Genomic DNA, 24,456 nt, shown 5'->3' on the forward strand with positions numbered 1-24,456 from the left:
AACGCCTAGCCACCACACTTTTCAGCGATCAACCTTCCGCCAGCTGGCCGTCCCGAAAATCGGCTAGCGCCTGGTAGATTTCCTGCTCCGAGTTCATCACGAAGGGGCCGTACTGCACGATACGCTCGCCCAGCGGGCGGCCGGCGATCAGCAGGGCGCGCGCGTCGCCGGGGGCCTCGATCCGCACGCCGTCGGCATCCGGTTCGTTGGCGAGAATCGCCATCTTGCCTGCGGACACCTGCCGTCCGGCAACCTGCACTTCGCCACGATAGACGTAGAGGAAGGCATTGTGCCCGGCGGGCAGCGGCTGCGCGAAGCTGCTGTCGGCTGGCAGATGAAGGTCCAGGTACAGCGGCGCGGTCGCCTCGCGCTGCACGGCGCCGGGCACGCCGTGGCTCTCGCCGGCGATCACGGTGACCGCCACGCCGTCCGCGGTGGTGAAGCGGGGCAGTTCGTTGGCGGCGAAATCTCGGTACCAGGGAGCGCTCATCTTGTCGCGCGCCGGCAGGTTGAGCCAGAGCTGGAAGCCTTCCATCAGGCCTTCCTGCTGCTGCGGGATCTCCGAGTGGATCACCCCGCGCCCGGCGGTCATCCATTGTACGCCGCCGGCTTCGAGCAGGCCCTCGTGCCCGGCGCTGTCACGGTGCAGCATGCGCCCGGCGAGCATGTAGGTGACGGTCTCGAAGCCGCGATGCGGGTGGTCCGGGAAGCCGGCGATGTAGTCGTCCGGGCGGTCGCTGCCGAAGGCGTCGAGCATCAGGAAAGGGTCGAGGCGGCGCTGCAGTTGCTGGGTGAGCACGCGGGTCAGCTTGACCCCGGCGCCGTCCGAGGTGGCGACGCCGGTGATCAGTTGCTCGACGCCGCGCGCTCGGACGAGCGGCGTGGAGACCGGGTGGAGGATCTGATTCATGACTGCTCTCCTGAGTGTTGCCGCCGACCGCTTCAGGCCAGCGCGGCAGCGAGGTCGTCTTCCGCCTGTGCGAAACCCTGGCGGGCGGCTTCGTCGCCCATGTTGAGACCCTCGGCGTAGATGAAATGCACCTCGGTCATGCCGAGGAAGCCCAGCACGGTTCGCAGATAGGGCACCTGGGTGTCGGCTTCGCTGCCACGGTAGCGTCCGCCGCGGGCCAGCGCCACATAGACCGTCTTGCCCTTGAGCAGGCCTTCCGGGCCGTCGGCGGTGTAGCGGAAGGTGACGCCGGCGCGCGCGATCGCGTCGATCCAGCTCTTCAGTTGCACCGGCACGGTGAAGTTGTACATCGGTACGCCGAGCACCAGTACGTCGGCGGCCTGGACTTCGGCGATCAGCGCGTCATCGAGCGCCACACGGGCGGCTTGTTCCGGGCTGCGTTGCTCGACCGGGGTGAACAGTGCGCCGAGCGTGGCTTCGTCGAGCGCCGGATGCGGGTTGCTCGCCAGGTCGCGCACCGCCAGCGTCGCGCCGGGGTGGCGTGCCAGCAGGCGCTCGGTGACGGTGTTGGCAAGGCGGGTGGAATTGCCGCCTTCGCGGCGGGCGCTGGAATTGATCTGCAGGATGTTCATGGTGGTCTCCTTGGGGCCGGGTAATCGTATGGCTGACACTTTATTGGTCCGCTCCGGCTTGCAGAAGACCGATGAATGGATAACATTGTCCCGTATATGGAACAGTACGAACCCAACGACCTGCTGATCTTCGCCCGCGTGGTCGAGGCCGGGAGCTTCAGCCGCGCGGCTGAGCGGCTCGGCCTGCCGAAATCCACCGTGTCACGCCGCGTCGCCGTGCTGGAAGAGCGCCTGGGCGAGCGCGTGCTGCTGCGTACTACGCGACGGCTCACGCTGACCGAGTTCGGCGGCCACCTGCTGGAGCACGCGCGGCTGGTGGCCGACGAGGTGGATGCGGTCAAGGCGCTGGCCGAGCACCGTCAGGCCAGGCCCAGCGGCCGGCTGCGGGTGTCGATGCCGGGTGACTTCGTGAACCTGCTGCTGACCGAGATGCTGGCGGCCTTCACGGCCATGCATCCGGCGGTATCGCTGGAGCTGGATCTGTCGCCTCGACGGGTGGACATCCTCGGCGAAAACTTCGACCTCGCGGTGCGCATGGGCGATCTGCCCGACGACGCGCTGCTCGCCGCACGCCGGCTGGCGCAGTTGTCGATGGGGCTCTATGCCGCGCCGACCTACCTCGCCGAGCATGGCGAGCCCGCCGTTCCTGATGAGCTGGCGCATCACCAGGCGCTGCTGCTGCCGCGCGCCGGCGGCTCGGTGGTGTGGGTGCTGAGCGGCCCGGGCCCGCGTCGCGAGATCGTGCCGGCCGGGCGGATCAGCGCCAACTCGCCCGAACTGCTGATCGCCCTCGCCGGCGCCGGCGCCGGTATCGCCGCGGTGCCCGATTACGCGGCGCGGGCGCGCGTGCAGCGCGGCGAACTGCGCCGCGTGCTGCCGGCCTGGCAACTGCCGGCGAGCGTCGCGTGGGCGGTGTTCCCGGGGCGGCGACTGATGCCCGCGAAGACGCGCGCTTTCCTCGACATGCTGGAGGCCGCCCTCGCCGGGGCCTGCGCGGAGGCCGCGGGGTCCTCCTGAGCCGCCGCGTGCCCCCCCGGCCTCAGACGCCCGCCATCGAGTCCCGGGCGGCCAGCACCTCGGCATAAAGCGCGCGATCCACGTTGCCGCCGCTCAGCACCACGCCCACCCGCCGGCCCCGCAGGATGTGGCGTTCCTGGACGGCGGCGGCCAGCGCCGCGGCGCCGGCGCCTTCGGCCACGTTGTGGGTCGTCTCGAAGAGCAGGCGCATGGCCGCTTCGACCTCGTCGTCGCTCACCGCGACGATGCGCGCGGCGCCCGCCCAGATGATCTCCAGCGCCTGCGGGTCCGGCGTGCTGCAGGCCATGCCGTCCGCGATGCGGGTGGACACAGGGTGGGCCACTGCGCGGCGCTGCGCGAAGGACAGGGCATAGGCCGGCGCATGGGCCGACACCACGCCTACCACCTCGGTCGCGAGGCCCAGGGCGTCGCGCGCCGCGATCATGGCGGCGATGCCCGAGCCCAGTCCGATGGGCACATACACCACGTCGAGCGGCGGCGCCCCGCGCAGGAACTCCAGGCAGTAGCTGGCGACGCCGCGCACCAGGTCGCCATGGAAGGCGGGCACCAGGTGCGCGCCGTCGCGTTCGGCGAGCGCCGCGGCATGTTCGCGTGCTGCCTGGAAATCCGCACCGTGCTCGATCAGTTCGGCGCCCAGCGCACGCATCGCGGCGTTCTTCTCCCGGCTGTTGCCGTGGGGCACGACGATGCGCACCGCGAGGCCGCAACGCGCGCCGGCCACGGCGACCGACTGGCCGTGGTTGCCGCGGGTGGCGCACACCACCTGGCGCAGCTCCGGCTGTCTAGCGCTCAGCGCGGCGAAGTAGGTGAGCCCGCCGCGTACCTTGAACGCGCCGGTCGGGCAGTGGTTCTCGTGCTTCACCCAGGTCTCGGTGCCGAGCCGTGCGCTGAGCAGCGGCCAATGATGCTGGGCGGTGGGGGAGAGGGTCCGGTGGACGAGGGCAGCGGCGGATTCGAGGGCGTCGAGGGAGAAGGGCATGGGCAGTCTGCTGGCGTGGGTGGGTGTGTTGCGGGTATTTTGTCTGCACTGTTTGGAGGATTGTGTGCATGACAATCTGGCTGCCCGCGCTTGAGCCCGGCGTTCCCGCCTATCTCGCCATCGCCGACGAGATCGCCCGCGGCATCCGCGCCGGCGCGCTGCGTCCCGGCGACCGCCTGCCCACCCACCGCCTGCTGGCCGACCTGCTCGGGCTCAACGTGAGCACCGTCACCCGGGCCTACCGCGAGGCGGCCCGGCGGCGCCTGGTGGACGGGGAGACCGGCCGTGGCACCTTCGTGCTCGCGCGCTCCGCGGAGGCGGCCCTGTTTGCCCTGGAGAAAAGACCGCAAGCAGACCTCATCGACCTGTCCACCAACACCCCGCCCCTGATGCCGCGCGACGGCGACCTGCTGGCCGGCGTGCAGGCGCTCTCCGCCGGGGAGGCCGCCGCGCTGCTGCACTACCACACCCCCGGCGACTGGCTGGTCCATCGCGCGGCGGTCGCCGGCTGGCTGCGGCGCCGCGGGCTGGAGGTGGCGGGCGAGGACATCGTGGTGTGCGCCGGTGCCCAGCACGCCTTGGACGTGGCCCTTTCGCTGTTCGAGGGGGCGGGTGAGCTGTCGGTCGAGGCGCTCACCTACCCGGGCCTGAAGGCGGTCGCCCGGCAGCGCAAGCTGCGGCTGGCGCCGATGGCGATGGACGGCGAGGGCGTGACGCCCGAGGCGTTCGAGGCCGCCTGCCGGGCGGGGTCGGGGCGTGTGGCGGTGCTGTCGCCCACTTTGCAGAATCCGACCACGGCCACCATGAGCCTCGCGCGTCGCCGGCAGATCGTCGCCATCGCCCGGCGGTTCGACGCCCTGATCGTGGAGGAAGACGTGTACGGCCTGCTGCCGGTCGATGCGCCGCCGCCGCTCGCGGCGCTCGCCCCCGAGCGGGTGTGCTACGTCAGCGGGCTGTCCAAGACCATCGCGCCGGGCCTGCGTCTGGGCTATCTGGTCGCACCGCCTGCGTTGCGCGAACGGCTCGCCGATGCGGAGCACCGCACCAGCTGGTACGTCGCCCCTTTCGCCGCGGCGCTGGCCGCCCGGTGGATGAACGACGGCACCGCCTGGCGGCGCCTCGCGGCCCAGCGCCGGGAACTGGCGGCGCGACACGCCGTGGTGCGGGAGACGCTCGCCGGGCTGGACTGGGCGGGGGCGCCGCATTGCCCCCATGTCTGGCTGCGGCTGCGCCGAGGCCCTGCCGCGGACCTCGCCGAGCGGGCGCTGCGCGCCGGGGTGGCCGTGGTGGCCGACCCGGTGTTCGCCGTCGGGCGCGGGAAGGGCTACGAGGGCTTGCGGATCTCTACCGGTGCAGCGGCCAACCGCAAGCAGCTGGCCGCGGGGCTGGGCATCCTGAGAGCACTCGTCGCGGGCGAATAGTCCGGCGCCCGCCCGGTACGGCAGGGCCCGCGGGTGCCAGGGCCGGCGTTGCGATCTACCAGGGGCGGCAGGCGAGCGGGAAGCCGCCATGGGCGAAGAAGCGCACCATGTCGCGGAAGTCCCTTTGCTGATCCGCGCCGAGTTCCCGATAGACCTCGCGCGCCGCGGACTGGGTGGTGGCGCGTACCCGGTGCGGGTGGCGGCTGCGGATCGCCACCAGGAAGGGCACCAGAAAGGTGTGATGCATGCGGACCGCATCGCCCAGCACGGTGGCGGCCTCGCGCAGTTCGGCCACGCTGAAGGCGGCGCGCAGCGAGTTGTAGTAGCCCTCGGTGAACAGCGGTGGCTGTTCTGCGCTGCGCTCGTTGGCGAAGAAGGCCTGTGTCGCTTCGCGCTTGAGGCGGCCGAAGTCGGCCAGATACAGGCCGCCGCCGGGTTTGAGCACCCGGCGCACTTCTGTCAGGCAGCGCGCCAGGGCGGCCGTGTCCGGCAGATGGTGCAGGGTGATGGTGGACACCACCGCATCGAGGGATGCGTCGTCGATGCCGGCGAGCCGCTCCATGTCGCCCTCTTGCAGCGTCACGTTGTGCAGCCGGCAGCGCTGCAGCGTGTCGTCGGCCAGGCCGAGCATTTCGGGCGAGGCGTCCAGGCCGGTGAAGTGCGCGTCGGGATTGAGCCGGGCGATCACCGCAAGCTGGTTGGCCGGGCCGCAGCCCAGGTCCAGCACCCGGCCGCCGGCGGGAATCACCGCGCTGGCCTGGATGGCGTGATAGAGGTAGGTGAAGGCGAGGATGCCGTCCTCGCGCCCGGCGCGCATGAAGGCCTGGGTGGCGTCCGGGTCGGTCATCACCAGCTCGGGCTCGGGTACGCGAACCTGGCGCTGGCGGGAAGCGAGATCGAGGACGAGGTTGAACAGCAGGGAGAAGCTGGGCATGGTGGCGTGCCGTGGCGGCTGTGGTGATGCCGTTGCAGGATGCCGATTATGACGCAAGTGGGCCGTACCCCGCGCTGCGACTTGCATGCGGCGCATGGGCCGCGCCCGGCAAGCGGGCAGGCCGGGCCGGGTACGCTATACTCGGAGCCCTGAGGTTTTCGCTGGCTGGTTCCCGCTTGCGCGGCGATTTTCCGGAACCCCCTGATTTTGCTCAAATTTAGCGGCTAATGCCGGGTGTTATAATCCCGCCGTCCGTCTCTGTGCACCGCGCATGCAACTCTACGCCCTCGGTCTGAATCACCATACCGCGCCCCTCACCATCCGCGAGCGGGTCGCGTTTCGGCCCGAGCGTCTGGAACAGGCCCTGCAGGATCTGACCCGCGCCCGTACGGTGCCGGAAGCCGCGATCCTGTCCACCTGTAACCGTACCGAGGTCTACTTCGCCACCGAGCAGCCGCAGCACGCCGCCGACTGGCTGGCGCGCTTCCATGCGCTGCCGCTGGACGAGATCTCACCCTATCTGTACACCCACCCGCAGCGCGAGGCGGTGCGCCACGTCTTCCGCGTGGCCAGCGGGCTCGATTCCATGGTGCTGGGCGAGCCGCAGATCCTCGGCCAGGTCAAGGAGGCCGCCCGCCGTGCCGAAGACGCCGGCACCATGGGCACGCTGCTGCACAAGCTGTTCCAGAACACCTTCTCGGTGGCCAAGGAGGTGCGCTCGACCACTGCGATCGGCGCCAACATCGTCTCCATGGCCGCCGCCGCGGTGCACCTCACCGAACGCATCTTCGAGCGCGTGGACGACCAGCACGTGCTGTTCATCGGTGCGGGCGAGATGATCGAGCTCTGTGCCGCCCATTTCGCCGGCGCGCGTCCCAAGTCGATGACCGTGGCCAACCGCACCGAAGCGCGCGCGTCCGAACTCGCCCAGCGCTTTGGCGCCCAGACCCTGCGCCTGGATGCCATCGGCGAGGCGCTGCCGCGCTTCGACGTGGTGGTTTCCTGTACGGCCGCACCGCTGCCCATCGTCGGCCTCGGCATGGTCGAGCGCGCGGTCAAGGTGCGCCGCCACCGCCCGATGGTGATGGTCGATCTGGCCGTGCCGCGCGACATCGAGCAGGAAGTCGGCAAGCTCGACGACGTCTTCCTGTACACCGTGGACGATCTCGCCCAGGTGGTGGACGCCGGGCTTGAGTCCCGCCAGCAGGCGGTGCTGGAGGCCGAAGAGATCATCGACACCCGGGTGGACGGCTTCCTGCACTGGATGCAGGCGCGCGACGTGGTGCCCACCATCCGCGCCTTGCGCACCCACGCCGAGAGCCTGCGCCACGCCGAGCTCGAACGCGCCCTGCGCCTGCTGGCGCGCGGCGACGACCCGCGCCAGGTGATCGAGGCGCTCAGCCACGGCCTGACCAACAAGCTGGTACACGGCCCCACCCGCTACCTGAACCAGACCGACGGCGAGCAGCTTGCCGAGGCCAGCCGGCTGGTGCAGCGCCTGTACAACCTCCACCCGGACGAATAGCCGGGGCGCGGCCGGCCTGCGCCGGACACGAACGCCCGCTTGGGCTGCCCCCATTCCAGATGAAGCAGAGCATCCGAGACAAACTCGAACACCTGGCCTCGCGCCTGACCGAAGTCGATCGTGAACTCGCGGCCGAGGACGCCGCGCGCGACATGAACGCCTTCCGCGCGCTGTCGCGCGAGCGCGCCGAGATCGAGCCGGTGGTGGCGCTCTACCGCGACTACCTGCAGGCCGAGGCCGACTGCCGTACCGCGCGCGAGATGCTCGCCGACCCCGAGATGCGCGAGCTGGCCGAGGCCGAGATCGAGGCGGGCGCGGCGCGCATCGATGAACTGGACGGTGACCTGCAGCGCGCCCTGCTGCCGCGCGACCCCAACGACGAGCGCAACCTCTTCCTGGAGGTGCGCGCCGGCACCGGTGGCGACGAGGCGGCGCTGTTCGCCGGCGACCTGCTGCGCATGTACGCGCGTTACGCCGAGCGCCAGCGCTGGCGGGTGGAGATCGTGTCGGCGAGCGAGTCCGAGCTGGGCGGCTACAAGGAGGTCATCGCGCGCATCAGCGGCGCGGGCGCCTACTCCAAGCTCAAGTTCGAATCCGGCGGCCACCGCGTGCAGCGCGTGCCGGTTACCGAAACCCAGGGCCGCATCCACACCTCCGCGTGCACCGTGGCGGTGATGCCGGAAGCCGACGAACTGGCCGAGGTGAACATCAACCCGGCCGAGCTGCGCATCGACACCTTCCGCGCCAGCGGCGCCGGCGGCCAGCACATCAACAAGACCGATTCCGCGGTGCGCATCACCCACCTGCCCACCGGCATCGTGGTCGAATGCCAGGACGACCGTTCGCAGCACAAGAACCGCGCGCAGGCCATGTCGGTGCTGGCCGCGCGCATCCGCGACGTCCAGGTGCGCGAGCAGCAAGCCAAGGAGGCCGCCACCCGCAAGAGCCTGGTGGGCAGCGGCGACCGCTCCGAGCGCATCCGCACCTACAACTTCCCGCAGGGGCGGGTCACCGACCACCGCATCAATCTCACGCTGTACAAGCTGGACGCGGTGATGGACGGCGAACTGGACGAACTGGTCGATGCGCTCACGCTGGAGCACCAGGCCGCGCAGCTGGCCGAGCTGGCCGGGGACTGAGATGGACGATCTGGTCGCCACCCCCGACATCGCCGGCGCCCTTGCCTGGGCGCGCGAGCGCGTCGGCGTGATGGAGGCGCGCATCCTGCTGCGCCACGTCCTGCAGTGCCCGCCGGCCCGCCTGGTGGCCCACCCGGAGGAACGCCTGACCGACGAGGACTGGGCGGCCTATCGTGCGCTGGTCGAGCGCCGCGGGGCCGGCGAGCCGGTCGCCTACCTGGTGGGCGAGCGCGAGTTCTTCGGGCGCAGCTTCCTGGTGTCGCCTGCGGTGCTGATCCCCCGCCCGGAAACCGAACTGATCATCGAACTCGCGCTTGCGCACTTCGGCAACCGCCCGCGCCCGCGGGTGCTGGACCTGGGCACCGGCAGCGGCGCCATCGCGGTGACCCTGGCGCGCGAACTCGACGCCGCCGACGTCACCGCGGTCGACGCCTCCCGCGAAGCGCTGTGGGTGGCCATGGCCAACGCCGCGCGCCTGGGGGCGAGCGTGTCTTTCGTGCAGGGCAGCTGGTTCGATGCGCTCGACGGCGAACGCTTCCAGCTCATCGTCTCCAACCCGCCCTATGTCGCCGCGGGTGATCCGCACCTGGGCGAAGGCGACCTGCGCTTCGAGCCGCACAGCGCGCTCGCCGCTGGCGCTGACGGCCTGGACGATCTCAAGACCATCATCGCCGAGGCGCCGCGCCACCTCGACGACGACGGTTGGCTGATGCTCGAGCACGGCTACGACCAGGCCGCCGCCGTGCGCAGCCTGCTGACCGACGCCGGCTTCACCGCCATCACCTCCTGGGCGGACCTCGCAGGCATCGAACGGGTCACTGGCGGACGCTGGTCCGGGCGGCACTGACAACCAAGGTCGCCGGCCTTGACCGGTGATATTGACGGATCGGATCGAGCCCCCTAGACTTTTCCGACTGATTCACTCAACTTTTCAAAGCGAAGATCATGGACATCCAGGACGTCATCCGCGAGCAGGTTTCCTCCAACCCGGTGGTGCTCTACATGAAGGGCACCCCCCAGTTCCCGCAGTGCGGCTTCTCCGCCACCGCGGTGCAGATCCTCAAGCACTGTGGCGTGAGCGCGGTCGCCGCGGTGAACGTGCTGGAGAACGACGCCATCCGCCAGGGCATCAAGGAGTTCTCCAACTGGCCGACCATCCCGCAACTCTATGTCGGCGGCGAATTCGTCGGCGGTTCGGACATCATGCGCGAGATGTTCGAGAACGGTGAACTGCAGCAGATGCTGGCGGATGCGGGGGCGGTCCGCTAGGCTGAGCACTATCGCTGAGTCACTGCTCCCCGGGAACGATAGATGACGATCAACTATCGTTGCGCCGGGGCAGTCAGTTACGGGGTCAGGGCTACCAGCACTGCGCCGCGGTCCTTCCGGCGGCGGCGTTGACGATGCCTTTCAGTCCTGTGCTGGCCAATGTCAGGTCACCGCACTGGTCACCTGATTGCGCACCCGCACGGGTCGCAACAATGACGAAAGTCGTGGCAGTCAAGGAGCCGGCCTGAAACGCGAGGTTGTAATTGGCGGGGCCCCCGTCGGCAGGGCAACGGAAGTTATTGATTTCTGCTCCGCCTAGATACGTGTTGGTCGTCGAATAGCGCCGCTCCAGGGCATTGGCTAGGCTGACCATGACCGTCTGACACTCCGCACGCCGGGAACGGGCCAAGTAGTCCTGATAGTTCGGGATAGCAATGGCGGCCAGCACCGCGATGATGACAACTACGATCATCATCTCGATCAAGGTAAATCCAGCAAGCTTGTTACGCATGGTTAGCGGTTCCGCGGCTGTTGGTCCCCGGTTGGGGGAAAGAGGTGCATGCTGTTGACGATCCAGCCATCAGCAGATTCGTAGGCGTTGAGTCCGGCCGTCCAGCCCACCATCCGCTGGCTGAGCATGGATACTGGTGACGGTGTGTCAGCATGGTCAATCCATATGCTCGCCTCATTGCTGATCTGGTAAGTCCGATTTCCTGCAGTGATCGTATTTGCCCCAATCCCGATGCGTTGCACTTTGACGTACGTCTCGTATTCAGGGGGGGCTGCCTGCGCATATCCAGTCGTTAAAAGTGCGAGTAGCAACAGGGCTGCTCGACTTCCGGTTGAAGCTAGGCCGATTTTCATGTTCTGAATGCTCCGTTTGAGCGGATTACCTCAGTTGCCGCCAAGACTGGCGTCCCCACCTCGATTCATCTTCCTTGGTAGGAGGATCGTCCGGGCAATTCTCGGGGTTCTTTGCCCATTCCTCGTCATAGTCCGGATGATCGGGGCTGCACTTGGGATCCTTGTCCCTCTTTCCTCCTAGGACGTTCGCAGCATCTTCTCCGTGCAAGGTGGTGGTGAAACCGGTACCAGGGCCGAGGTAGCGGCCCGAGACAACCACCTTCTCTCCGGTGTTCGGATCGGTGACGTACTCCTTGTCATCAAAGAACTTGTCTCGGTTCAGATCGAACACAGTGAACGTGTGGCGGGCGCCAGATACCGCGTCGAGCGACATGTACCAGCTTCTTGTGCCCGAGGAGCACGGGTCTTCGTTCGGGATCAGAGTCGCAAAGTCGATCCGTCCGTCGAACGCTAGGTTTGGTTGGGCGATGATGCGTTCACCCTCTGCCCCGTTTGCTGGGGAGACGAGATCGAGATAGAAACCCTTCTGCGTAGTCAGCGCGTTGTTCGTGACCAGCCGTACGCCTTCTGTATAGTCGAACGAAGTATCGGTGTTCTCGAACGAGGCGGTTTGTTCGTGATAGATCTCCTGCTCGAGGAGGTCTGCGCGCAGTACTTTTGCCGCGGTGGAGATCGTGCTGCAGGCGCCAGTCGTGGTCAAAGCGCACTCATCCTGAACGCCGTAGAAGGTCTGCTGGGAAAGATCGCCCTGGTCGCCAGTCAGGAAAAACTTGCCTGTACCAAAGTAGACCATGAGACCCTTGGTCGGGTGGCGGGCGACAGCCGGCTTTGCGGTGATCGGTTGCGCATTGCCTGCCCCGATACCGTCGACCGCCTTGAACAGCGGTTTCGGGGTGCCGGACGTCTGGAAAGCGACCTTCCAGTCGGAGGAACTTGCGCCACTGAAGTCGAACTTCCAGAGGTTACCTCGATAATCGCCTGCATAGACGAGGTCGATCAGGCCGTTACGGTCCGAATCGATGGTCACCGGGGTCGCTAGTCCGTTTGGTACAGCCGAAGACCCTACACTTGTATCGATTCTCTTGAGTAAGGTCCCGGTAGCGAGATCCACGACGAACAACTGTGCCCGATGCGAGTTACTGTTATAGCCATTGCCGAAAATGGCAACCCATTGGCCGCTCTCTGTCTTGACGATGGAGGCTTGTCCGATGGAAAGGCCGAGCTCGTTGTGGGTAAACTCCCACATCACCTTGGAGGCTGCCGGGGTCGTCGTCGGGCTCTCGATGTTCAGGGCAAAGTAGGAGCGTCCTCCGGCGCCGGTCGAACCAACGAGCACAGTCCGCCAGCTGCCGCCGATATACGCGTCCCCTGCAACCGGAGAGCCGTCAACATAGTAGCGGTGTCCGTCCTTGTAATCCTTCTCCGCCAGATACTTCAGGTTCGGGAAGATGGCATTCGGGACAAACGCAAAGACCTCGTCGCCAGTGGCAGCGTTAAAGGCATGCAACATGCCGTCGTTTGCGCCGACATAGACCATCGCCTGGCGGTTCTTGAACGCGGCGCTGTTTAGACGGGTGAGATAGCTGGTGCGTTCGGCGCTAGTCAGTCCGGAGGCGCTTCCGTATGACTGCCTGTCGCTGCCCACGTGCAGGGGCGTCGAGTTTACGATGTCACCCAGCCGTGAATTGCGAGCCCGGAAGTCTGACCCCTCATATGTAGCGTCGCCGCGCAGGAAGTTGAGCAGTCTTGCGTCGCCGTTCAGGTTGGTCTGCTGCAGGGGGTCGAGCGACCCCCATAGGAAATCACGGCCCGCCGAGTTATCAGGGCTCCAGGTAACGATCTCACGTGCGCTCGGGCTCATGAGACCCAGGCGCGCACCGGCTTCCCAGTCCGCACTGGCGCTCAGCTGACCGGTGATCGGATTGAAAGGGATCGCTTCCAACTCTCCCGTCCAGTTGGTGCTGTCAAAGCTGCCTGCATAGAGCGTGGTCCCGGCGGCAGCCCGGGATGAACTGCGAGCAAGCCCACTGGACGAGGCGTTGTCGTCAATGATCGCCGCCAGGATGTTTCTCAGCGCGGTCGAAAACTCGTCGGGATTGTTTGCTTGATAGAAGCCTCCGCGGCCATTGACGGCGGCGTGCAGCATGTCGTTGATGGTGCTGGACGTGTTCGAGGTAACGGAGGGCCAGTTGATGGTAGCGCCGGATGAGATGGCATTGAATGCTGCGTCTGGGTCGACCGAACCTTCGACGCCAAGTCCGACCGTAAACGTTGCCATGTGCTGCCAGAACGCCGGGTCTCGCACGCTTACCGGCACCTTGTTGTCAAGGTCGGGATACAAGTCACGCTTCCAGTAATACATCGCGACGTCGGCCAGCGTATTGCTCTGGCTGTCCGAGAACGGCGACTGCGGCGTATATGTATACGAGGTCGGGGTATCGTCGTTCAGGAAGCCGGTGATCGTCGTGCCCGCGGTGTTGTCGACGTTCTCTCGGGCGTCTGATGTAGCCGCCGCGGCATCGTTCCAGTAGCCGTCAGACATCAGCAGCGTATAGCTCTTCCGGCAGGAAAGATGGTTGCCGCCGGTGGTGCCTGGCGTCGTACTCCAGGGGCCTTGGTCAGCACTGTTCTCGTAGTATCGACCGGCCGCGTCGAGCGCGCGCCGTAGGGGTGTGTTCCCGGACTGTGGGGTCGTGAACAGCCAGTCAAAGAAGTCTTCGCGATCTGTGCCGCTGAATTTGCGTACGCCTCGTTCGATCGTCGTGACACTCTTCCCGTCGCGAGTCGAACTGGTCGATTTGTTGATCCGGCCATAACCGATTCGTATGCCATCCGCCAGGCCCGCAAACGCTCTGCTGACGCCGGCACGAGCAGCGAAATTCCGCGAACGGTAGTAAGAGTACCAGTTGGCGAAGTTCTGCTGTTGATCTACGTCGAAGGGCAGGACCACCTTGTAGTAGCAGCTATCCTTGTTCTTCTTTTCTTCAAGCGTCCCGGTGCAACTCCCTCCGCGGTTCTCATCGAACTGATAATAGTATGCGCGCTGATTGTTGTATCCCGTGCCGCCGCCGAAGCTGGGCGTGAAGTTGTTGGACAGGTTGACGCTACCCGAGCGAGCGTAGCCGTCTGTCCATGCGGACGTAAAATTGGAATTGCCGAGCGAGTTGCCGTTATGGTCGAGCGGTGGCAGATAGGTGACGGTAGGGTCGTAGTAGATTCGGTTGTAGGTGCTTGACTTGGACCGCGCATTCGAGCTGGAGATGCTGTCCGGCATGTAAAAACGCGCCATGGAGCCGGAATCGTCGTGGATGTACATCAGGTTCGGCTCGAGGGTTCTGCCGAGCACGAGAGGAACGTCGGCGACGTCCAGTTGCGCGGAGGCGAGCGGTGATAGTGCCGTGCCGAGTGCGGCGCAGAGAGCAATGCTCAGGCGTCTCCGGGCAGGAGCGGCGCAGAGACGGAGATCCGGGCAGGAAGGTGCGTTCATGGCAGTCACCGTATGTACTGAACTCGTGGCAAAACAGTGCGTGAAGGGAGGCCGTAATCAGTTTTCTGGACGCGATTCGGTGATTTGGAGAATGACGACCGTGTCCGCCCGCCCACCCTGTGCGCGTGCTGTGACACGAAAGTAGTCGATGATGTCGGGACTCGTCGGATCGAGGCTGCGATCCACCTCCTGCAGCTGTTCGATCTTGAAACGAGGTTGATTTGCAGCGGGGATCTCGGCTGTTCTGAAGCCGGGGTGGGCCACGCTATCGGTATTGCCGGCATCCCAGTTCGCGTCTTCCGTAAGTTGTGCGTAGGTTCGCGGGACGTTAAAGAACGCGTTTCCTGCAGTCGCTTCGTTGCCGGCGCTGATCAGTCCCTCCCCCTCGCGCAGCGCCGCTTCGGCGGCCTGAAAGGCGAGATCCCGATCACGCATGTTGCCTGCCATGCGCTCTTGCTGGTTGGTGCTTTGCATCGCAGCCAAGCCCAGCATTGTCATCAGTAGCAGCATGATCAGGCCGACGATCAGAACGACTCCACGCTGGGTCGAGGGGCCGGCTCGCATAGATGTGCTCATCTCAAATGCCTAGTCTGTTGGCGAGTAGCCGAATCACTTGATTCGGTTGCGTAGTGCAATTGACGTGCTGAAAACCTGATAAAAGCGCCTGTCGGCGGGGACGAAGTCGTCGGCTGCGCCTTCGTCACCGAATGGAATGGCGGGTTGTATCTCGGTGAGCACGTTGTTCTCGGGCGTAGCGATCAATAACTGTACGCGAATGGAAACCACGCGCCTCCAGTCAGGCACCGCGGCAGCAGCGACGTATGACTGCACAGGGCCGAAACCTTCCCCGTCGCCGATGCCGTACCGAATGTGCATGCGCTCGACACCTTCGATCAGTTCCTGCGCGGCATTGCCACCGAACTGACGGTAGAGTGCGCGGACGGGCTGACCGGCCTGATTGACACGCGGCGTTTCTCGCACGTAGTAGTTGATCCAGGTGCCAAACTGCGGAATGAGTATCGAGCCTACGTTGTAAGTGCGCTCGAACGCTGCGTGAGACACGGTCGTGGCGCCAAGGCCTGTCACCGTAAAGACGTCCGCTTGCTGACAGTCGGTAATCAGCGCCAGATTGTTCACTGCAAGCCGGTTGCCCAGAGGTGCGAAAGCTCCGTCAAGAGTGATATTGGCGGATGTCGATGCCATCGCTGCCGAGACCGGAATGGGTTCTCCGCCGCCAAGAACGCTGAAGCTGTCGGTGTTCGCGACTGCACCGACTCCCGCATAAACGAACGGTCGGGTAATCGAGTCGTTGCCGACGGCGGTCTGTACGTCCGCTGGCAGCAGCGCCCGGCCCCGGATGTCGGAATCAAGGTTGGTCAGTCGGCGACAACCTGCAAAGCCCGATGAATGAAGGTCATTGACCATGATGTCGATGGCGATCCGGCCATTCTCCTGCAGCCTTTGCACGGCGTCGTTGTACCAGTATGTCTGCCGACTTGACAGAAACGCGAAGAGCACTCCGCCAAGAATCAGCATGCCGATCAGCATGCCGATCATGACTTCGATAAGCGTCATGCCGCGTTGCGAACGAGGTGTCATTGTGAGATGGCTGCGCTGTCGCATCAGAGCCTCCCGACAACCGTGAGTGTCTGAGCGGCGCGCTGCACTGTCGAACCGCCGCCGCCATCTGCAGTGAACTGGGCATCCGCCCACCGGATGTCGATTGCGTGATAGTCCCCAGCATTGTCACAGGTGCCGTCCGCGTCGCTCCGGCATACGCCTCCTGTTGCTGCGCCTCCCAGTGCTGCCTGCAGCGAAGCGCGCCATGTACGAATGTCCGTGCTGAACAGATCTGCTCCCGCGGGGGTTGCGGCGTCTATTCCAATGTCATAAGGTGTTCCTGTGAGATCCCCCGCATCCGCCGCGAGTCGAATGCGGTCTAGCATTGCGTGCCCAAGCATCGTCGCCTGCGATCTTTGCATTGCGCTTTGGTTGACCTGAAGCGACGCACCTTGAAGGCCCGCCATTCCGAGCAGACCGAAGGACAGTATGATCATTGCAACCAAGGCTTCAAGAAGCGTTGAGCCGCGTTGCTTGGAAACACCCTGGATTCTCACGTGGAGTACCTCGTTGCCGAATATGCTTGTGTTAGCGTGCGGTCACGGGCAGCTGAGTCGCTGAATGGAGCCTCGCCCGGTTGCCTGAATGGTGATCTGCCGTATTCTTTCATCGCCAGCGGGGCACGTGACGGGGGAGAGGGTGATGACAAAGTCGGCCCCGGGAGCCGTTTTCTGTCCAAGCCGGTCAAAGGTGACCTGCGTCGCGGATTCTGCAATCTGGATCCCGCTTTGGTTGAGCGCCTCATGCACGAAGATCTCCGCTCCCGCACAGTTCGCACCGGTGTGGATACACCACCCAGCTTCGTAACCGGCACCGCCTCCAGCGACCCCTGCACTTACCGACACGGGCAGTCCGCGACGGATCGCTTCGTTCCGTGCGCTGGCGAAGGCAGCCAAGAGGTCGTTTGCCTGTGAGGCGATCCGGCCATTCTGGACCGTGGTAGTCAGGCTAGGTGCGGCGATGGCGGCCAAAAGTGCCAGAATCGCGAGCGCCGTCATGACCTCGATGAGGGTGAATCCGGAATCTCTTTTCATGTCGTGATCCTACTTCCGAGAGCGTGGCGTCCGACACCTTGTATGGACAGGCGGTGACCCTCGTTCGATGAACGGTAAGGGGTGGTGAAATCGATGGACACCTACGTCCGATCGGTTGGAGTCGAGGCTTTGTATCAGGGTGGCCGCCTACTGGTGTTCGTGAGGTACTTACGTACCAGATGCCGCACGAGCAGCAGTGGGGGCATCCGCAGCCAGTGCGCACGTACATAGAGCAGCCAGCGCGCGACAGGATCCATCGTGCTGTCGAGCACGACATGATGGGGAACGAGTGCTCGCGCATGCAACAGGTCGGTCAGTTGGCTGGATAGCGAGGAGGGCTTGTGACCGAGACTGGATGAGGCACCATACAGCAGGCTAGCGCATTGACGGCGTGCGAACGCGAGCGGCGCCTTCAGATTCAGCACATCGGCGCGGGCGTCCAGTTGGGCGAAGGCGGCGGGATGTTCAGCTGAAAGATGTTGGAACAATCCGTCGAGGTCGAGCAAATCGCGATAGCCGTTGGGCAGCTCGCCTTCGTGATACAGATGCGTCGCACTATGCAACAGCATGTCTGCAGGGGAGAGCACGAACACGCCGTCGAGGTCGGGAACCGGCGCCGCCTGCTCGAGCATGGTGGCGGGGTCCGGGTCGAAGCGGGCGGTGAGGGGCAGGATGCGGTGGTGTACGTCCACCACCGTGCCGCGCCGCATGTGGCGCATGGGCGGGAGTTCGTGCATCCACTGGCGGTAGTAGCGCTGGTCGTAGGCGTCGTGGTGGGTGGTGGCCCAGCCGTGACGCATCAGGGCGGCTTCCACCTCGTCGATCCGGCTCCGCGGAACGAGGATGTCGACGTCCGAGAAGAAGCGTCCGCGAGCGAAGGGGAGATCGGCGGCAAGGTAGGCGGCCCCCTTGAGCAGGACGAGCGGGACGCCGATGGTGTCGAGCGCCTTGCGCAGGCATTCGATCTCCCAGCGCACCGCGCGCGCCTGGCGCGCGGCCAGGGCCCGGCCGGCGGCGATATGCGGCCTGCAGCATGGTGGAAGGGCGTCGGCCGGCAGCCGCTCGGCCGTGGTGGCAAGCAGACCCAACACGTTTGCGCGCCGGGCAAGCCGGATCAGCATGTCCCACGACGGCAGGTCCAGGGCGGCGAGTTGCTGCGGATCGCGCAGCAGTCCGGCCAGTGCGGCGGGCGTCCAAGGCCGCTCGTCGCGATTCATGCTTTCAGCGCTCCGAACCATTCCCGTGCCTCTTCAAGCCGCTCGTAGCACAGGTCGATTGCCGGTGCGCGCGAGATCAGGTCGGCAAGCGCGGTGAAGGCGGTGGCGCCGAGCACGTCGTAGTTGAAGGCGTTGTCGATCAGCATGGCCATTGCTTCCGGGCGCGGGATGCGCTCGGTGTGCAGCGCGCTGCCGGAGAGGTAGCGCGGTGTGACGATCCATTGCAGCCGTGCGGGGCGGTCGACCGCGGCCACCGCGCTCGCTGGCGGCGCCAGGTGGGCTACCGTGCCTTTCTTGGTGTCCGGCACCGGTGTGTTGAGCACGGCTTCCGGCAGGGTGTCGCGGATCACGTCGATTGCCGCGTTCTTGAGATTGACCGGTCGCGCCAGGCCGTGGACCAGTCCGTTCGCCGGATCGATCAGCGCCAGCTCGTCAGAGAGCAGGCGCCAGCCACGGTGGGCGAGGTAGGCGCACAAGGTGCTCTTGCCTGCGCCGGGCGGGGCGGGAAGCAGCGCGGCATCGTCACCGCGGGCGAGTACCGCGGCATGCAGCAGCAGATACTGATGGGCATGGCTGGCGATGCACCAGTTCATGCCCCATTCGAACAGGGCGAAGGCTTGTGGCGCGGGTAGCGACAGAAAGGGCGAGTAGCCGTCGAGCCTGAAATCGACCTGCGGACGCAGCCAGCGCCTCGGGCTGGCCGGTCGCTCCAGGGAGACGTGGAAGTCGGCGAAGGGCGGGCTGTCGATGACCAGGTGATGGGCGTAGAGCAGCCGCAGGTTGTCCGCGACGACGGCTTCCTTGCTGGCAATGCGGAAGGTGAAGGGGCCGGTGCGCAATCCGAGGCGCCCTTGCGCGAGCCAGCGCGCGAGGGTTTCGCGAGGCAGGGTGCCAAGTGGCACAGTGGGTGCAGGCGTCAAAGGAGGCGTGCAGCGGTCAACTGGTCGAGTGCCAATTCTATCCGCGAAAGCTGTTCGACCGCCGTGTCATCCGTCCGCGCCAGCAGCTCGCGGACGGCCTCGGGCGTGGGGCCGCATTGCCGGGCGGCGTGCAGGACCGCCAGGGTGAATGGGTCGAGCAGGTGGGTGTCGCCTGAGCCGCAGTCATACAAGGCACCGCCGTCATCCCAGGCGACCTCGATCAGGCTGTGCTCGGGGGGTAGCGTTCTCAATAGGACGCGAGCCCGGTCTGCTGGATGTACGCGACGATGTCCGCGGCATACCAGCGGGTCGCGCCGGCGTAGGGGACGTAGTAACCCTGCGTTGCGTACTCGGCCCACAGGCTGCGCAGCCGCTGCTCGGTCATTGCCCGCGGGTCGACAAGGCCGACGCGGATGTTGAGCAGTGCGCCGACGAAGTGGAAACCGATCTTGGCGGGGTCGTCGCCACCGGTCAGATGCATGACTTCAAGTAGGGAGAGCGGTTTCCACTGACCATTCTTGCGCTTGTAGTAGCGGGCATGCGAGCCTTGGGCGAAATGGCTGTGGAAGGCGTCGGTGGGGGGAATCGGCCAACTTATGAAGGCTCCCTCCTGAGCGACGACATCCTCGTCGTAGGCCCAGTCTACGTTGCCATCGTCCTCGTGTTTGGCCTGGGCCTTCTTCCAGCGCTTGAAGGCTTCGATCTCCTCATCAGCCACGTTCTTCCAGACACCTGGGGAGCGCCCCTGGCAGAGCGGCAGATCGTCACCCTTGTGGCTCAAGGTTCCGGACAGCGTTTCCGATGGACTGAAACAGGTCTGTGCGAGCACCGGCCGGCTGGTCAGTGTGACCAGCAAGGGCGCTGCCGACAGCCCGCCGCGCACCAGGCGCCGACGAACGCCCGATACCTCGGTGGTCGGGGGCGCTTGTTTGACGCGGGGGTCCGGATCGGGAGTCATGGCCATGTGTCCTGCCTGATGCCTGTGGTTGATTCTAGGTGCCTGCGAGGGCGCGTGCCGTGATTCAATGCACGGGCGCAGTGCGCAGGCGTTTCAAGCAACAAGGGTGCCTGAATCCATCAAGACCTTATATCTCAATGGCTTGGAAGGAGGAATGGATGCGTCCGGCGGGATGTGGCCTGCCGGGTGTCAACTATTCCGACACCTGGCTCAACTCTAGCAGCGCCTACAGGCGCCGAATGCCCAGGGAATCGTTCAGGCGGGTGACCAGGCGGGTCGCCTCGCCCAGATAGCCGCGGCCGAACAGGTTGAGATGGTTGAGGATGTGGTAGAGGCTGTAGAGCAGCTTGCGTTGCTCGAAGCCTTCGTTGAGCGGCGCGCGGCGGCGGTAAGCGGCGTGGAAGGCGGAGGGGAAGCCGCCGAAGAGTTCGCTCATGGCGATGTCGGATTCACGGTCGCCGTAATGGACCGCAGGGTCGAACAGGGCCGGCGTGCCGTCGGGCAGCACGCCAGCGTTGCCGTGCCACAGGTCGCCGTGCAGCAGGCTGGCGCGCGGGCGGTAGTCGAGGAAGAGCGCGGGCACGCGCTCGAACAGGCGTTCGCCCTGTTTCTGCAGTTCGCCTGCGAAACCGTGTGCGCGGGCCATGGCGAACTGTGGGCGCAGACGAAATTCGACGAAGAACTGCGACCAGTTGTCGGTGAGCGTATTGCGTTGCAGGCTGGCGCCGATGTAGTTGTCCGCATGCCAGCCGAACTGCGCGCCGCAGGCCTCGTGCAGCGCGGCCAGTGTTTCGCCGAACCGGCTGCCTTCCTCGGCGCTGTGCACCGGGCGCAGTTCAAGGTGCTCCAGGATCAGGAAGGCGTGGTGTTCGTCGGTCGTGCAGCCAACCACCGCCGGGGTGCGGAAGCTGCGGGTGGCGGCGATCGCCGCCAAGCCGTCGGCTTCGGCGGCGAACACCGGCTGCTTGGCGGCCGTGTCGAGCTTGACGAAGTAGCGCTGGCGGCCGTCGCCGACGACGAAGGTCTCGTGCGTGCAGCCGCCGGCGACCGCGTCGATCTGAGCCAGGCGGAAGGCGTTGCCGGCCGCCTGGCGGATGGCAGCTTCGATCGGGGCGCGGGCGCTGCGAGCCGGCATCGTCGTGGCGGCCGGGCGGGTCAGCCCAGGCGCGCGCGGGCGCGGGCGACTGCCGCGCGCACCTGCTCCGGGGCCGTGCCGCCGATATGCTTGCGCGAGGCGAGCGAGCCGTCCACGGTGAGTACGCCGAACACGTCCTCGCCCACGCGTTCGGTCGCGCCGGGCACATGGGCCATTGCCGCACGCAGTTCGTCCAGGGTGAATTGCGGCAGGTCGCAACCGCGCACCTCGGCCGCACGCACCGCGAGGGCCACGGCCTCGTGGGCATCGCGGAAGGGCAGGCCCTTCTTGACCAGGTAGTCGGCCAGGTCGGTGGCGGTGGCGTAGCCCTGGGTCAGCGCGTCGCGCATGGACTCGGCCTTGACGCGGATGCCGCCGATCATGTCGGCGTAGATGCGCAGGGTGTCGATCACCGTGTCGGCGGTGTCGAACAGCGGTTCCTTGTCTTCCTGGTTGTCCTTGTTGTAGGCCAGCGGCTGGCCCTTCATCAGGGTGAGCAGGGCGATCAGGCTGCCATTCACGCGGCCGGTCTTGCCGCGAACCAACTCGGGTACGTCCGGGTTCTTCTTCTGCGGCATGATGGACGAGCCGGTGCAGAAGCGGTCGGCGAGATCGATGAAGCCCACGCGCGGGCTCATCCACAGGATGAGCTCTTCCGACAGGCGGGAGAGGTGGGTCATCAGCAGCGCCGAGGCAGCGCAGAATTCGATGGCGAAGTCGCGGTCGCTGACCGCATCGAGCGAGTTGTAGCAGACCTCGTCGAAGCCCAGTTCGGCGGCGACGAACTCGCGGTCGATCGGGTAGCTGGTGCCGGCCAGCGCGGCGGAGCCCAGCGGCAGGCGGTTGACCCGCTTGCGGCAGTCGACAAAGCGTTCGGCGTCGCGCCGGCTCATCTCGTAGTAGGCCATCAGGTGGTGGCCGAAGGTCACCGGCTGAGCCACCTGCAGGTGGGTGAAGCCGGGCATCGGCGTGTCGGCGTGGGCTTCGGCCACGTCGAGCAGGTTCTTCTGGAAGTCGGCGATCAGCACGAGGATCTGGTCGATCGCGTCGCGCAGCCACAGGCGGATGTCGGTGGCCACCTGGTCGTTACGGCTGCGCCCGGTGTGCAGGCGCTTGCCGGCATCGCCCACCAGCGCGGTCAGGCGCTTCTCGATGTTGAGGTGCACGTCCTCGTCGTCCAGGCTCCAGGCGAACTCGCCGCGTTCGATCTCGCCGGCGATCTGCGCCATGCCGCGTTCGATGTCCGCGAGGTCCTGCGCGCCGATGATGCCCTGGCGGGCGAGCATCTTGGCGTGGGCGAGCGAGCCGCGGATGTCCTGCGCGGCCATGCGCTGGTCGAAGAACACCGAAGCGGTGTAGCGTTTCACCAGGTCGGAGACGGGTTCGGAAAAGCGCCCGGACCAGGCCTTGGCCGGCTGGGAGGAGGTGGTGTCTGTCATAATGTGCGCGATCAGGATGTTTCCGGCCGGACCCGGCCGTTCATGGGGCCGTCGGGTGCGCCGCACCCCGGCTTGAGCGATGCAGAGTATAAAGCAAAAGGTCCAGCCTCCCTTGCCGCCCGGCGGACTGCCCGATTTCCGCAATCTGGGCGTGCTGCTGCGTCTGTTGCTGCTGGTCAACCTGCTGGTCGTCGCCACCGTGCTGGTGCAGGCGGACAGTCTCGAACTGTTCATGCCTTCCTTCGTTGCGCTGGCCGGTCGGGTCGCGCTGCCGCTGCTTGCGGTGGTGCTGATTCTCTACACCGTGCAGCCCGCGTTTGCGCGGATTTCGCGGCGGGCCGGTGCGGCACTGGTGCTGGCGGTCGTGCTGATCGTGACCGGTACGGCCTATGGCCTGGCCGGAGAAGGCGCCAGCCTGCAGCGCTGGGTACTGTGGGCGCTTGCCGCGACGGGCGGCGCGCTGCTGTACTTCGATTACCGCAACCGCTTGCTCTCGCCCGCGCTGACCGAGGCGCGGCTGATGGCGCTCACCGCGCGTATCCGCCCCCATTTCCTGTTCAACAGCCTCAATGCCGTTCTTGGCGTGATCCGCTCGGACCCCCGGCGTGCGGAGCGTGCGGTAGAGGAACTCGCCGACCTGTTCCGCGTGCTGATGCGCGAGAACCGGGAGCTGGTCCGCCTGGAAGATGAACTGGCGCTGTGCGAGCGCTACCTCGATCTGGAGCGCCTGCGGCTGGGAGAGCGGCTGCAGGTGCATTGGAATGCCGAGCACTGCCCGCTGGATGCGCTGGTGCCGCCGTTGCTGTTGCAGCCCTTGCTGGAGAATGCGGTGTATCACGGCATCGAGCCACTCGCGGAAGCCGGCGAGGTCCGGGTGCAGTTGTACCGGCGGGGCAAGGAACTGCGTATCGAGGTGGATAACCCGGTGTCGGACGCGGAGTCGCATCATGCCGGCAATCGCATGGCGCTCGACAACCTGCGTGAGCGCCTGATGCTGTTCTTCGATCTGGAGGCCGGCCTGGAGAGCGAGCGCCGCAACGGCCGCTACCGGGTGCGCATCCGCATGCCATACAGGAGTGCCACGCCATGAGCTCCGTGTCCCGCATCCTGCGTGTGCTGATCGTCGATGACGAGGCACCTGCGCGCAGCCGCCTGCGCGATTTGCTCGGCGACATCGCCGCCACCTGCCCGACTTGCATCGTGGGGCTCGCCGCCAATGGTGTGGAGGCTCTCCGCCTGCTTGAAGAGGCGCCTGCCGATGTGGTGCTGGCCGACATCCGCATGCCGGTGATGGACGGCGTCGAACTCGCGCGCCACCTGCGCCGGCTGGAACCGCCGCCGGCGGTGGTGTTCACCACGGCCTACGACCAGTACGCCGTACAGGCCTTCGAACTGGCTGCGGCGGATTATCTGCTCAAGCCGGTGCGCGCCGAGCGGCTGGCCGAAGCGCTGGGCAAGGCGCGCCGCCTGATTGCCCCGTCCGATGCCGCGCTCGCGGCCCTTGCGCCCGGAGCGCGGCGGCATTTCAGCGTCAGCGAGCGTGGACGCATCCTGCTGGTGCCGGTCGAGGAGGTGGTCTATCTGAAGGCCGAACAGAAGTACGTCACCGCGCGTACCGCAGACCGTGAGTACCTGCTCGACGAAGCGCTGGTGCAACTCGAGCAGGAGTTCGGCGAACGCTTCATCCGCATCCACCGCAACAGCCTGGTGGCGCGCGCCGCCCTCCAGGGCGTGGAGCGCGCGAGCGAGCCGGACGAGGAGGGGGCGGGCGAGGGGCACTGGCAGGCGCTGCTCGCCGGTGTGCCAGAGCGCCTGCCGGTGAGCCGCCGGCAATGGCCGGCGGTGAAGCAGTTGTTGGGCCTGTAGGAGCGGCCTTGGCCGCGATGCGGCCGTGGTGCTTCCATAGGACGCATCGCGGCCAAGGCCGCTCCTACA

Annotated in this window: 25 protein-coding genes; 8 read left to right on the top strand and 17 right to left on the bottom strand. The window is 66.2% G+C overall.

What is annotated here, in order from left to right; all coding sequences use genetic code 11:
• Positions 1-28: 28 nt before the first annotated feature.
• The gene (locus IAI53_RS01005; protein ID WP_187716310.1) at positions 29-910 is read right to left on the bottom strand and encodes a pirin family protein; all 882 of its coding nucleotides are present in this window, start codon (positions 908-910) and stop codon (positions 29-31) included.
• Positions 911-942: 32 nt separating this feature from the next.
• Positions 943-1,542: an FMN-dependent NADH-azoreductase gene (locus IAI53_RS01010; protein WP_187716311.1), complete on the bottom strand. Its 600-nt coding sequence runs from the start codon at positions 1,540-1,542 to the stop codon at positions 943-945.
• Positions 1,543-1,638: 96 nt separating this feature from the next.
• Between IAI53_RS01010 and IAI53_RS01015 the strand changes: the two genes are divergently transcribed.
• Positions 1,639-2,559, top strand: coding sequence for a LysR family transcriptional regulator (locus IAI53_RS01015; protein WP_187717902.1), 921 nt, complete (start codon positions 1,639-1,641; stop codon positions 2,557-2,559).
• A 22-nt stretch (positions 2,560-2,581) separates the two neighbouring features.
• On the opposite strand, the gene IAI53_RS01020 is transcribed toward IAI53_RS01015, so the two are convergent.
• On the bottom strand, positions 2,582-3,559 hold the full coding sequence (locus tag IAI53_RS01020; RefSeq protein WP_187716312.1) for a threonine dehydratase: 978 nt from the start codon (positions 3,557-3,559) through the stop codon (positions 2,582-2,584).
• 68 nt (positions 3,560-3,627) lie between these two features.
• On the opposite strand from IAI53_RS01020, the gene IAI53_RS01025 reads away from it, so the two are divergent.
• Positions 3,628-4,980 (top strand): aminotransferase-like domain-containing protein, encoded by a 1,353-nt coding sequence (locus tag IAI53_RS01025; RefSeq protein WP_187716313.1) that lies wholly within the window; start codon positions 3,628-3,630, stop codon positions 4,978-4,980.
• Positions 4,981-5,035: 55 nt separating this feature from the next.
• On the opposite strand, the gene IAI53_RS01030 is transcribed toward IAI53_RS01025, so the two are convergent.
• Entirely contained in the window at positions 5,036-5,914 is an 879-nt protein-coding gene (locus IAI53_RS01030; protein ID WP_187716314.1) for a class I SAM-dependent methyltransferase, read from the bottom strand.
• A 271-nt stretch (positions 5,915-6,185) separates the two neighbouring features.
• Between IAI53_RS01030 and hemA the strand changes: the two genes are divergently transcribed.
• From hemA to grxD, 4 genes are all read left to right on the top strand, one after another.
• Positions 6,186-7,439 carry a glutamyl-tRNA reductase gene (gene hemA / locus IAI53_RS01035; protein ID WP_187716315.1) on the top strand — a complete coding sequence of 418 codons (1,254 nt, stop codon included), beginning with the start codon at positions 6,186-6,188 and terminating at the stop codon, positions 7,437-7,439.
• Positions 7,440-7,498: 59 nt separating this feature from the next.
• The gene (gene prfA / locus IAI53_RS01040) at positions 7,499-8,578 is read left to right on the top strand and encodes a peptide chain release factor 1 (protein ID WP_187716316.1); all 1,080 of its coding nucleotides are present in this window, start codon (positions 7,499-7,501) and stop codon (positions 8,576-8,578) included.
• Position 8,579: 1 nt separating this feature from the next.
• Positions 8,580-9,425, top strand: coding sequence for a peptide chain release factor N(5)-glutamine methyltransferase (prmC, locus tag IAI53_RS01045; RefSeq protein WP_187716317.1), 846 nt, complete (start codon positions 8,580-8,582; stop codon positions 9,423-9,425).
• Positions 9,426-9,523: 98 nt separating this feature from the next.
• Positions 9,524-9,847, top strand: coding sequence for a Grx4 family monothiol glutaredoxin (grxD, locus tag IAI53_RS01050; protein ID WP_187716318.1), 324 nt, complete (start codon positions 9,524-9,526; stop codon positions 9,845-9,847).
• Positions 9,848-9,938: 91 nt separating this feature from the next.
• Here the strand turns inward: grxD and IAI53_RS01055 are convergent, their stop codons facing one another.
• From IAI53_RS01055 to argH, 13 genes are all read right to left on the bottom strand, one after another.
• Positions 9,939-10,358, bottom strand: coding sequence for a type IV pilin protein (locus tag IAI53_RS01055; protein WP_187716319.1), 420 nt, complete (start codon positions 10,356-10,358; stop codon positions 9,939-9,941).
• Between the two features lie 2 nt (positions 10,359-10,360).
• Positions 10,361-10,711, bottom strand: coding sequence for a hypothetical protein (locus IAI53_RS01060; protein WP_187716320.1), 351 nt, complete (start codon positions 10,709-10,711; stop codon positions 10,361-10,363).
• 25 nt (positions 10,712-10,736) lie between these two features.
• Positions 10,737-14,198, bottom strand: a complete 3,462-nt coding sequence (locus IAI53_RS01065) for a pilus assembly protein (protein WP_187716321.1) — start codon at positions 14,196-14,198, stop codon at positions 10,737-10,739.
• Between the two features lie 57 nt (positions 14,199-14,255).
• Positions 14,256-14,774, bottom strand: a complete 519-nt coding sequence (locus IAI53_RS01070; RefSeq protein ID WP_187716322.1) for a pilus assembly PilX family protein — start codon at positions 14,772-14,774, stop codon at positions 14,256-14,258.
• A 33-nt stretch (positions 14,775-14,807) separates the two neighbouring features.
• Positions 14,808-15,821, bottom strand: a complete 1,014-nt coding sequence (locus IAI53_RS01075; RefSeq protein WP_349771875.1) for a PilW family protein — start codon at positions 15,819-15,821, stop codon at positions 14,808-14,810.
• Complete coding sequence (gene pilV / locus IAI53_RS18755; protein WP_187716324.1) at positions 15,821-16,315, bottom strand: type IV pilus modification protein PilV; 495 nt, start codon at positions 16,313-16,315, stop codon at positions 15,821-15,823. Before pilV ends, IAI53_RS01075 begins: the two co-directional genes overlap by 1 nt.
• A gap of 42 nt (positions 16,316-16,357) precedes the next feature.
• Positions 16,358-16,852: a GspH/FimT family pseudopilin gene (locus IAI53_RS01085; protein ID WP_187717903.1), complete on the bottom strand. Its 495-nt coding sequence runs from the start codon at positions 16,850-16,852 to the stop codon at positions 16,358-16,360.
• A gap of 134 nt (positions 16,853-16,986) precedes the next feature.
• Positions 16,987-18,069: a nucleotidyltransferase domain-containing protein gene (locus IAI53_RS01090; RefSeq protein WP_187716325.1), complete on the bottom strand. Its 1,083-nt coding sequence runs from the start codon at positions 18,067-18,069 to the stop codon at positions 16,987-16,989.
• Positions 18,066-18,908, bottom strand: a complete 843-nt coding sequence (locus tag IAI53_RS01095; protein WP_222948131.1) for an HprK-related kinase A — start codon at positions 18,906-18,908, stop codon at positions 18,066-18,068. The genes IAI53_RS01090 and IAI53_RS01095 overlap by 4 nt, the downstream gene beginning before the upstream one ends.
• A gap of 77 nt (positions 18,909-18,985) precedes the next feature.
• The gene (locus IAI53_RS01100) at positions 18,986-19,240 is read right to left on the bottom strand and encodes an HPr-rel-A system PqqD family peptide chaperone (RefSeq protein ID WP_187716327.1); all 255 of its coding nucleotides are present in this window, start codon (positions 19,238-19,240) and stop codon (positions 18,986-18,988) included.
• Entirely contained in the window at positions 19,237-19,947 is a 711-nt protein-coding gene (locus tag IAI53_RS01105) for a hypothetical protein (RefSeq protein WP_187716328.1), read from the bottom strand. Before IAI53_RS01105 ends, IAI53_RS01100 begins: the two co-directional genes overlap by 4 nt.
• Positions 19,948-20,173: 226 nt before the next feature.
• On the bottom strand, positions 20,174-21,082 hold the full coding sequence (locus IAI53_RS01110) for a fructosamine kinase family protein (RefSeq protein WP_187716329.1): 909 nt from the start codon (positions 21,080-21,082) through the stop codon (positions 20,174-20,176).
• Positions 21,083-21,102: 20 nt separating this feature from the next.
• On the bottom strand, positions 21,103-22,521 hold the full coding sequence (gene argH, locus IAI53_RS01115) for an argininosuccinate lyase (protein ID WP_187716330.1): 1,419 nt from the start codon (positions 22,519-22,521) through the stop codon (positions 21,103-21,105).
• Positions 22,522-22,600: 79 nt separating this feature from the next.
• On the opposite strand from argH, the gene IAI53_RS01120 reads away from it, so the two are divergent.
• Together IAI53_RS01120 and IAI53_RS01125 are read left to right on the top strand one after the other, a co-directional pair.
• A complete protein-coding gene (locus IAI53_RS01120) occupies positions 22,601-23,611 on the top strand; it encodes a sensor histidine kinase (RefSeq protein ID WP_187716331.1) in 1,011 nt (336 codons plus the stop codon).
• Positions 23,608-24,387: a LytR/AlgR family response regulator transcription factor gene (locus tag IAI53_RS01125; RefSeq protein WP_285891452.1), complete on the top strand. Its 780-nt coding sequence runs from the start codon at positions 23,608-23,610 to the stop codon at positions 24,385-24,387. Before IAI53_RS01120 ends, IAI53_RS01125 begins: the two co-directional genes overlap by 4 nt.
• Positions 24,388-24,456: the final 69 nt, after the last annotated feature.

The sequence above is a fragment of the Thauera sedimentorum genome (assembly GCF_014489115.1).
Taxonomy (GTDB): Bacteria; Pseudomonadota; Gammaproteobacteria; order Burkholderiales; family Rhodocyclaceae; genus Pseudothauera; species Pseudothauera sedimentorum.

Coding starts and splice junctions, on each gene's coding strand:
- IAI53_RS01005 (WP_187716310.1), bottom strand. CDS start 910: ATGAATCAGATCCTCCACCCGGTCTCCACGCCGCTCGTCCGAGCGCGC.
- IAI53_RS01010 (WP_187716311.1), bottom strand. CDS start 1,542: ATGAACATCCTGCAGATCAATTCCAGCGCCCGCCGCGAAGGCGGCAAT.
- IAI53_RS01015 (WP_187717902.1), top strand. CDS start 1,639: ATGGAACAGTACGAACCCAACGACCTGCTGATCTTCGCCCGCGTGGTC.
- IAI53_RS01020 (WP_187716312.1), bottom strand. CDS start 3,559: ATGCCCTTCTCCCTCGACGCCCTCGAATCCGCCGCTGCCCTCGTCCAC.
- IAI53_RS01025 (WP_187716313.1), top strand. CDS start 3,628: ATGACAATCTGGCTGCCCGCGCTTGAGCCCGGCGTTCCCGCCTATCTC.
- IAI53_RS01030 (WP_187716314.1), bottom strand. CDS start 5,914: ATGCCCAGCTTCTCCCTGCTGTTCAACCTCGTCCTCGATCTCGCTTCC.
- hemA (WP_187716315.1), top strand. CDS start 6,186: ATGCAACTCTACGCCCTCGGTCTGAATCACCATACCGCGCCCCTCACC.
- prfA (WP_187716316.1), top strand. CDS start 7,499: ATGAAGCAGAGCATCCGAGACAAACTCGAACACCTGGCCTCGCGCCTG.
- prmC (WP_187716317.1), top strand. CDS start 8,580: ATGGACGATCTGGTCGCCACCCCCGACATCGCCGGCGCCCTTGCCTGG.
- grxD (WP_187716318.1), top strand. CDS start 9,524: ATGGACATCCAGGACGTCATCCGCGAGCAGGTTTCCTCCAACCCGGTG.
- IAI53_RS01055 (WP_187716319.1), bottom strand. CDS start 10,358: ATGCGTAACAAGCTTGCTGGATTTACCTTGATCGAGATGATGATCGTA.
- IAI53_RS01060 (WP_187716320.1), bottom strand. CDS start 10,711: ATGAAAATCGGCCTAGCTTCAACCGGAAGTCGAGCAGCCCTGTTGCTA.
- IAI53_RS01065 (WP_187716321.1), bottom strand. CDS start 14,198: ATGAACGCACCTTCCTGCCCGGATCTCCGTCTCTGCGCCGCTCCTGCC.
- IAI53_RS01070 (WP_187716322.1), bottom strand. CDS start 14,774: ATGAGCACATCTATGCGAGCCGGCCCCTCGACCCAGCGTGGAGTCGTT.
- IAI53_RS01075 (WP_349771875.1), bottom strand. CDS start 15,821: ATGCGACAGCGCAGCCATCTCACAATGACACCTCGTTCGCAACGCGGC.
- IAI53_RS01085 (WP_187717903.1), bottom strand. CDS start 16,852: ATGAAAAGAGATTCCGGATTCACCCTCATCGAGGTCATGACGGCGCTC.
- IAI53_RS01090 (WP_187716325.1), bottom strand. CDS start 18,069: ATGAATCGCGACGAGCGGCCTTGGACGCCCGCCGCACTGGCCGGACTG.
- IAI53_RS01105 (WP_187716328.1), bottom strand. CDS start 19,947: ATGACTCCCGATCCGGACCCCCGCGTCAAACAAGCGCCCCCGACCACC.
- IAI53_RS01110 (WP_187716329.1), bottom strand. CDS start 21,082: ATGCCGGCTCGCAGCGCCCGCGCCCCGATCGAAGCTGCCATCCGCCAG.
- argH (WP_187716330.1), bottom strand. CDS start 22,521: ATGACAGACACCACCTCCTCCCAGCCGGCCAAGGCCTGGTCCGGGCGC.
- IAI53_RS01120 (WP_187716331.1), top strand. CDS start 22,601: ATGCAGAGTATAAAGCAAAAGGTCCAGCCTCCCTTGCCGCCCGGCGGA.
- IAI53_RS01125 (WP_285891452.1), top strand. CDS start 23,608: ATGAGCTCCGTGTCCCGCATCCTGCGTGTGCTGATCGTCGATGACGAG.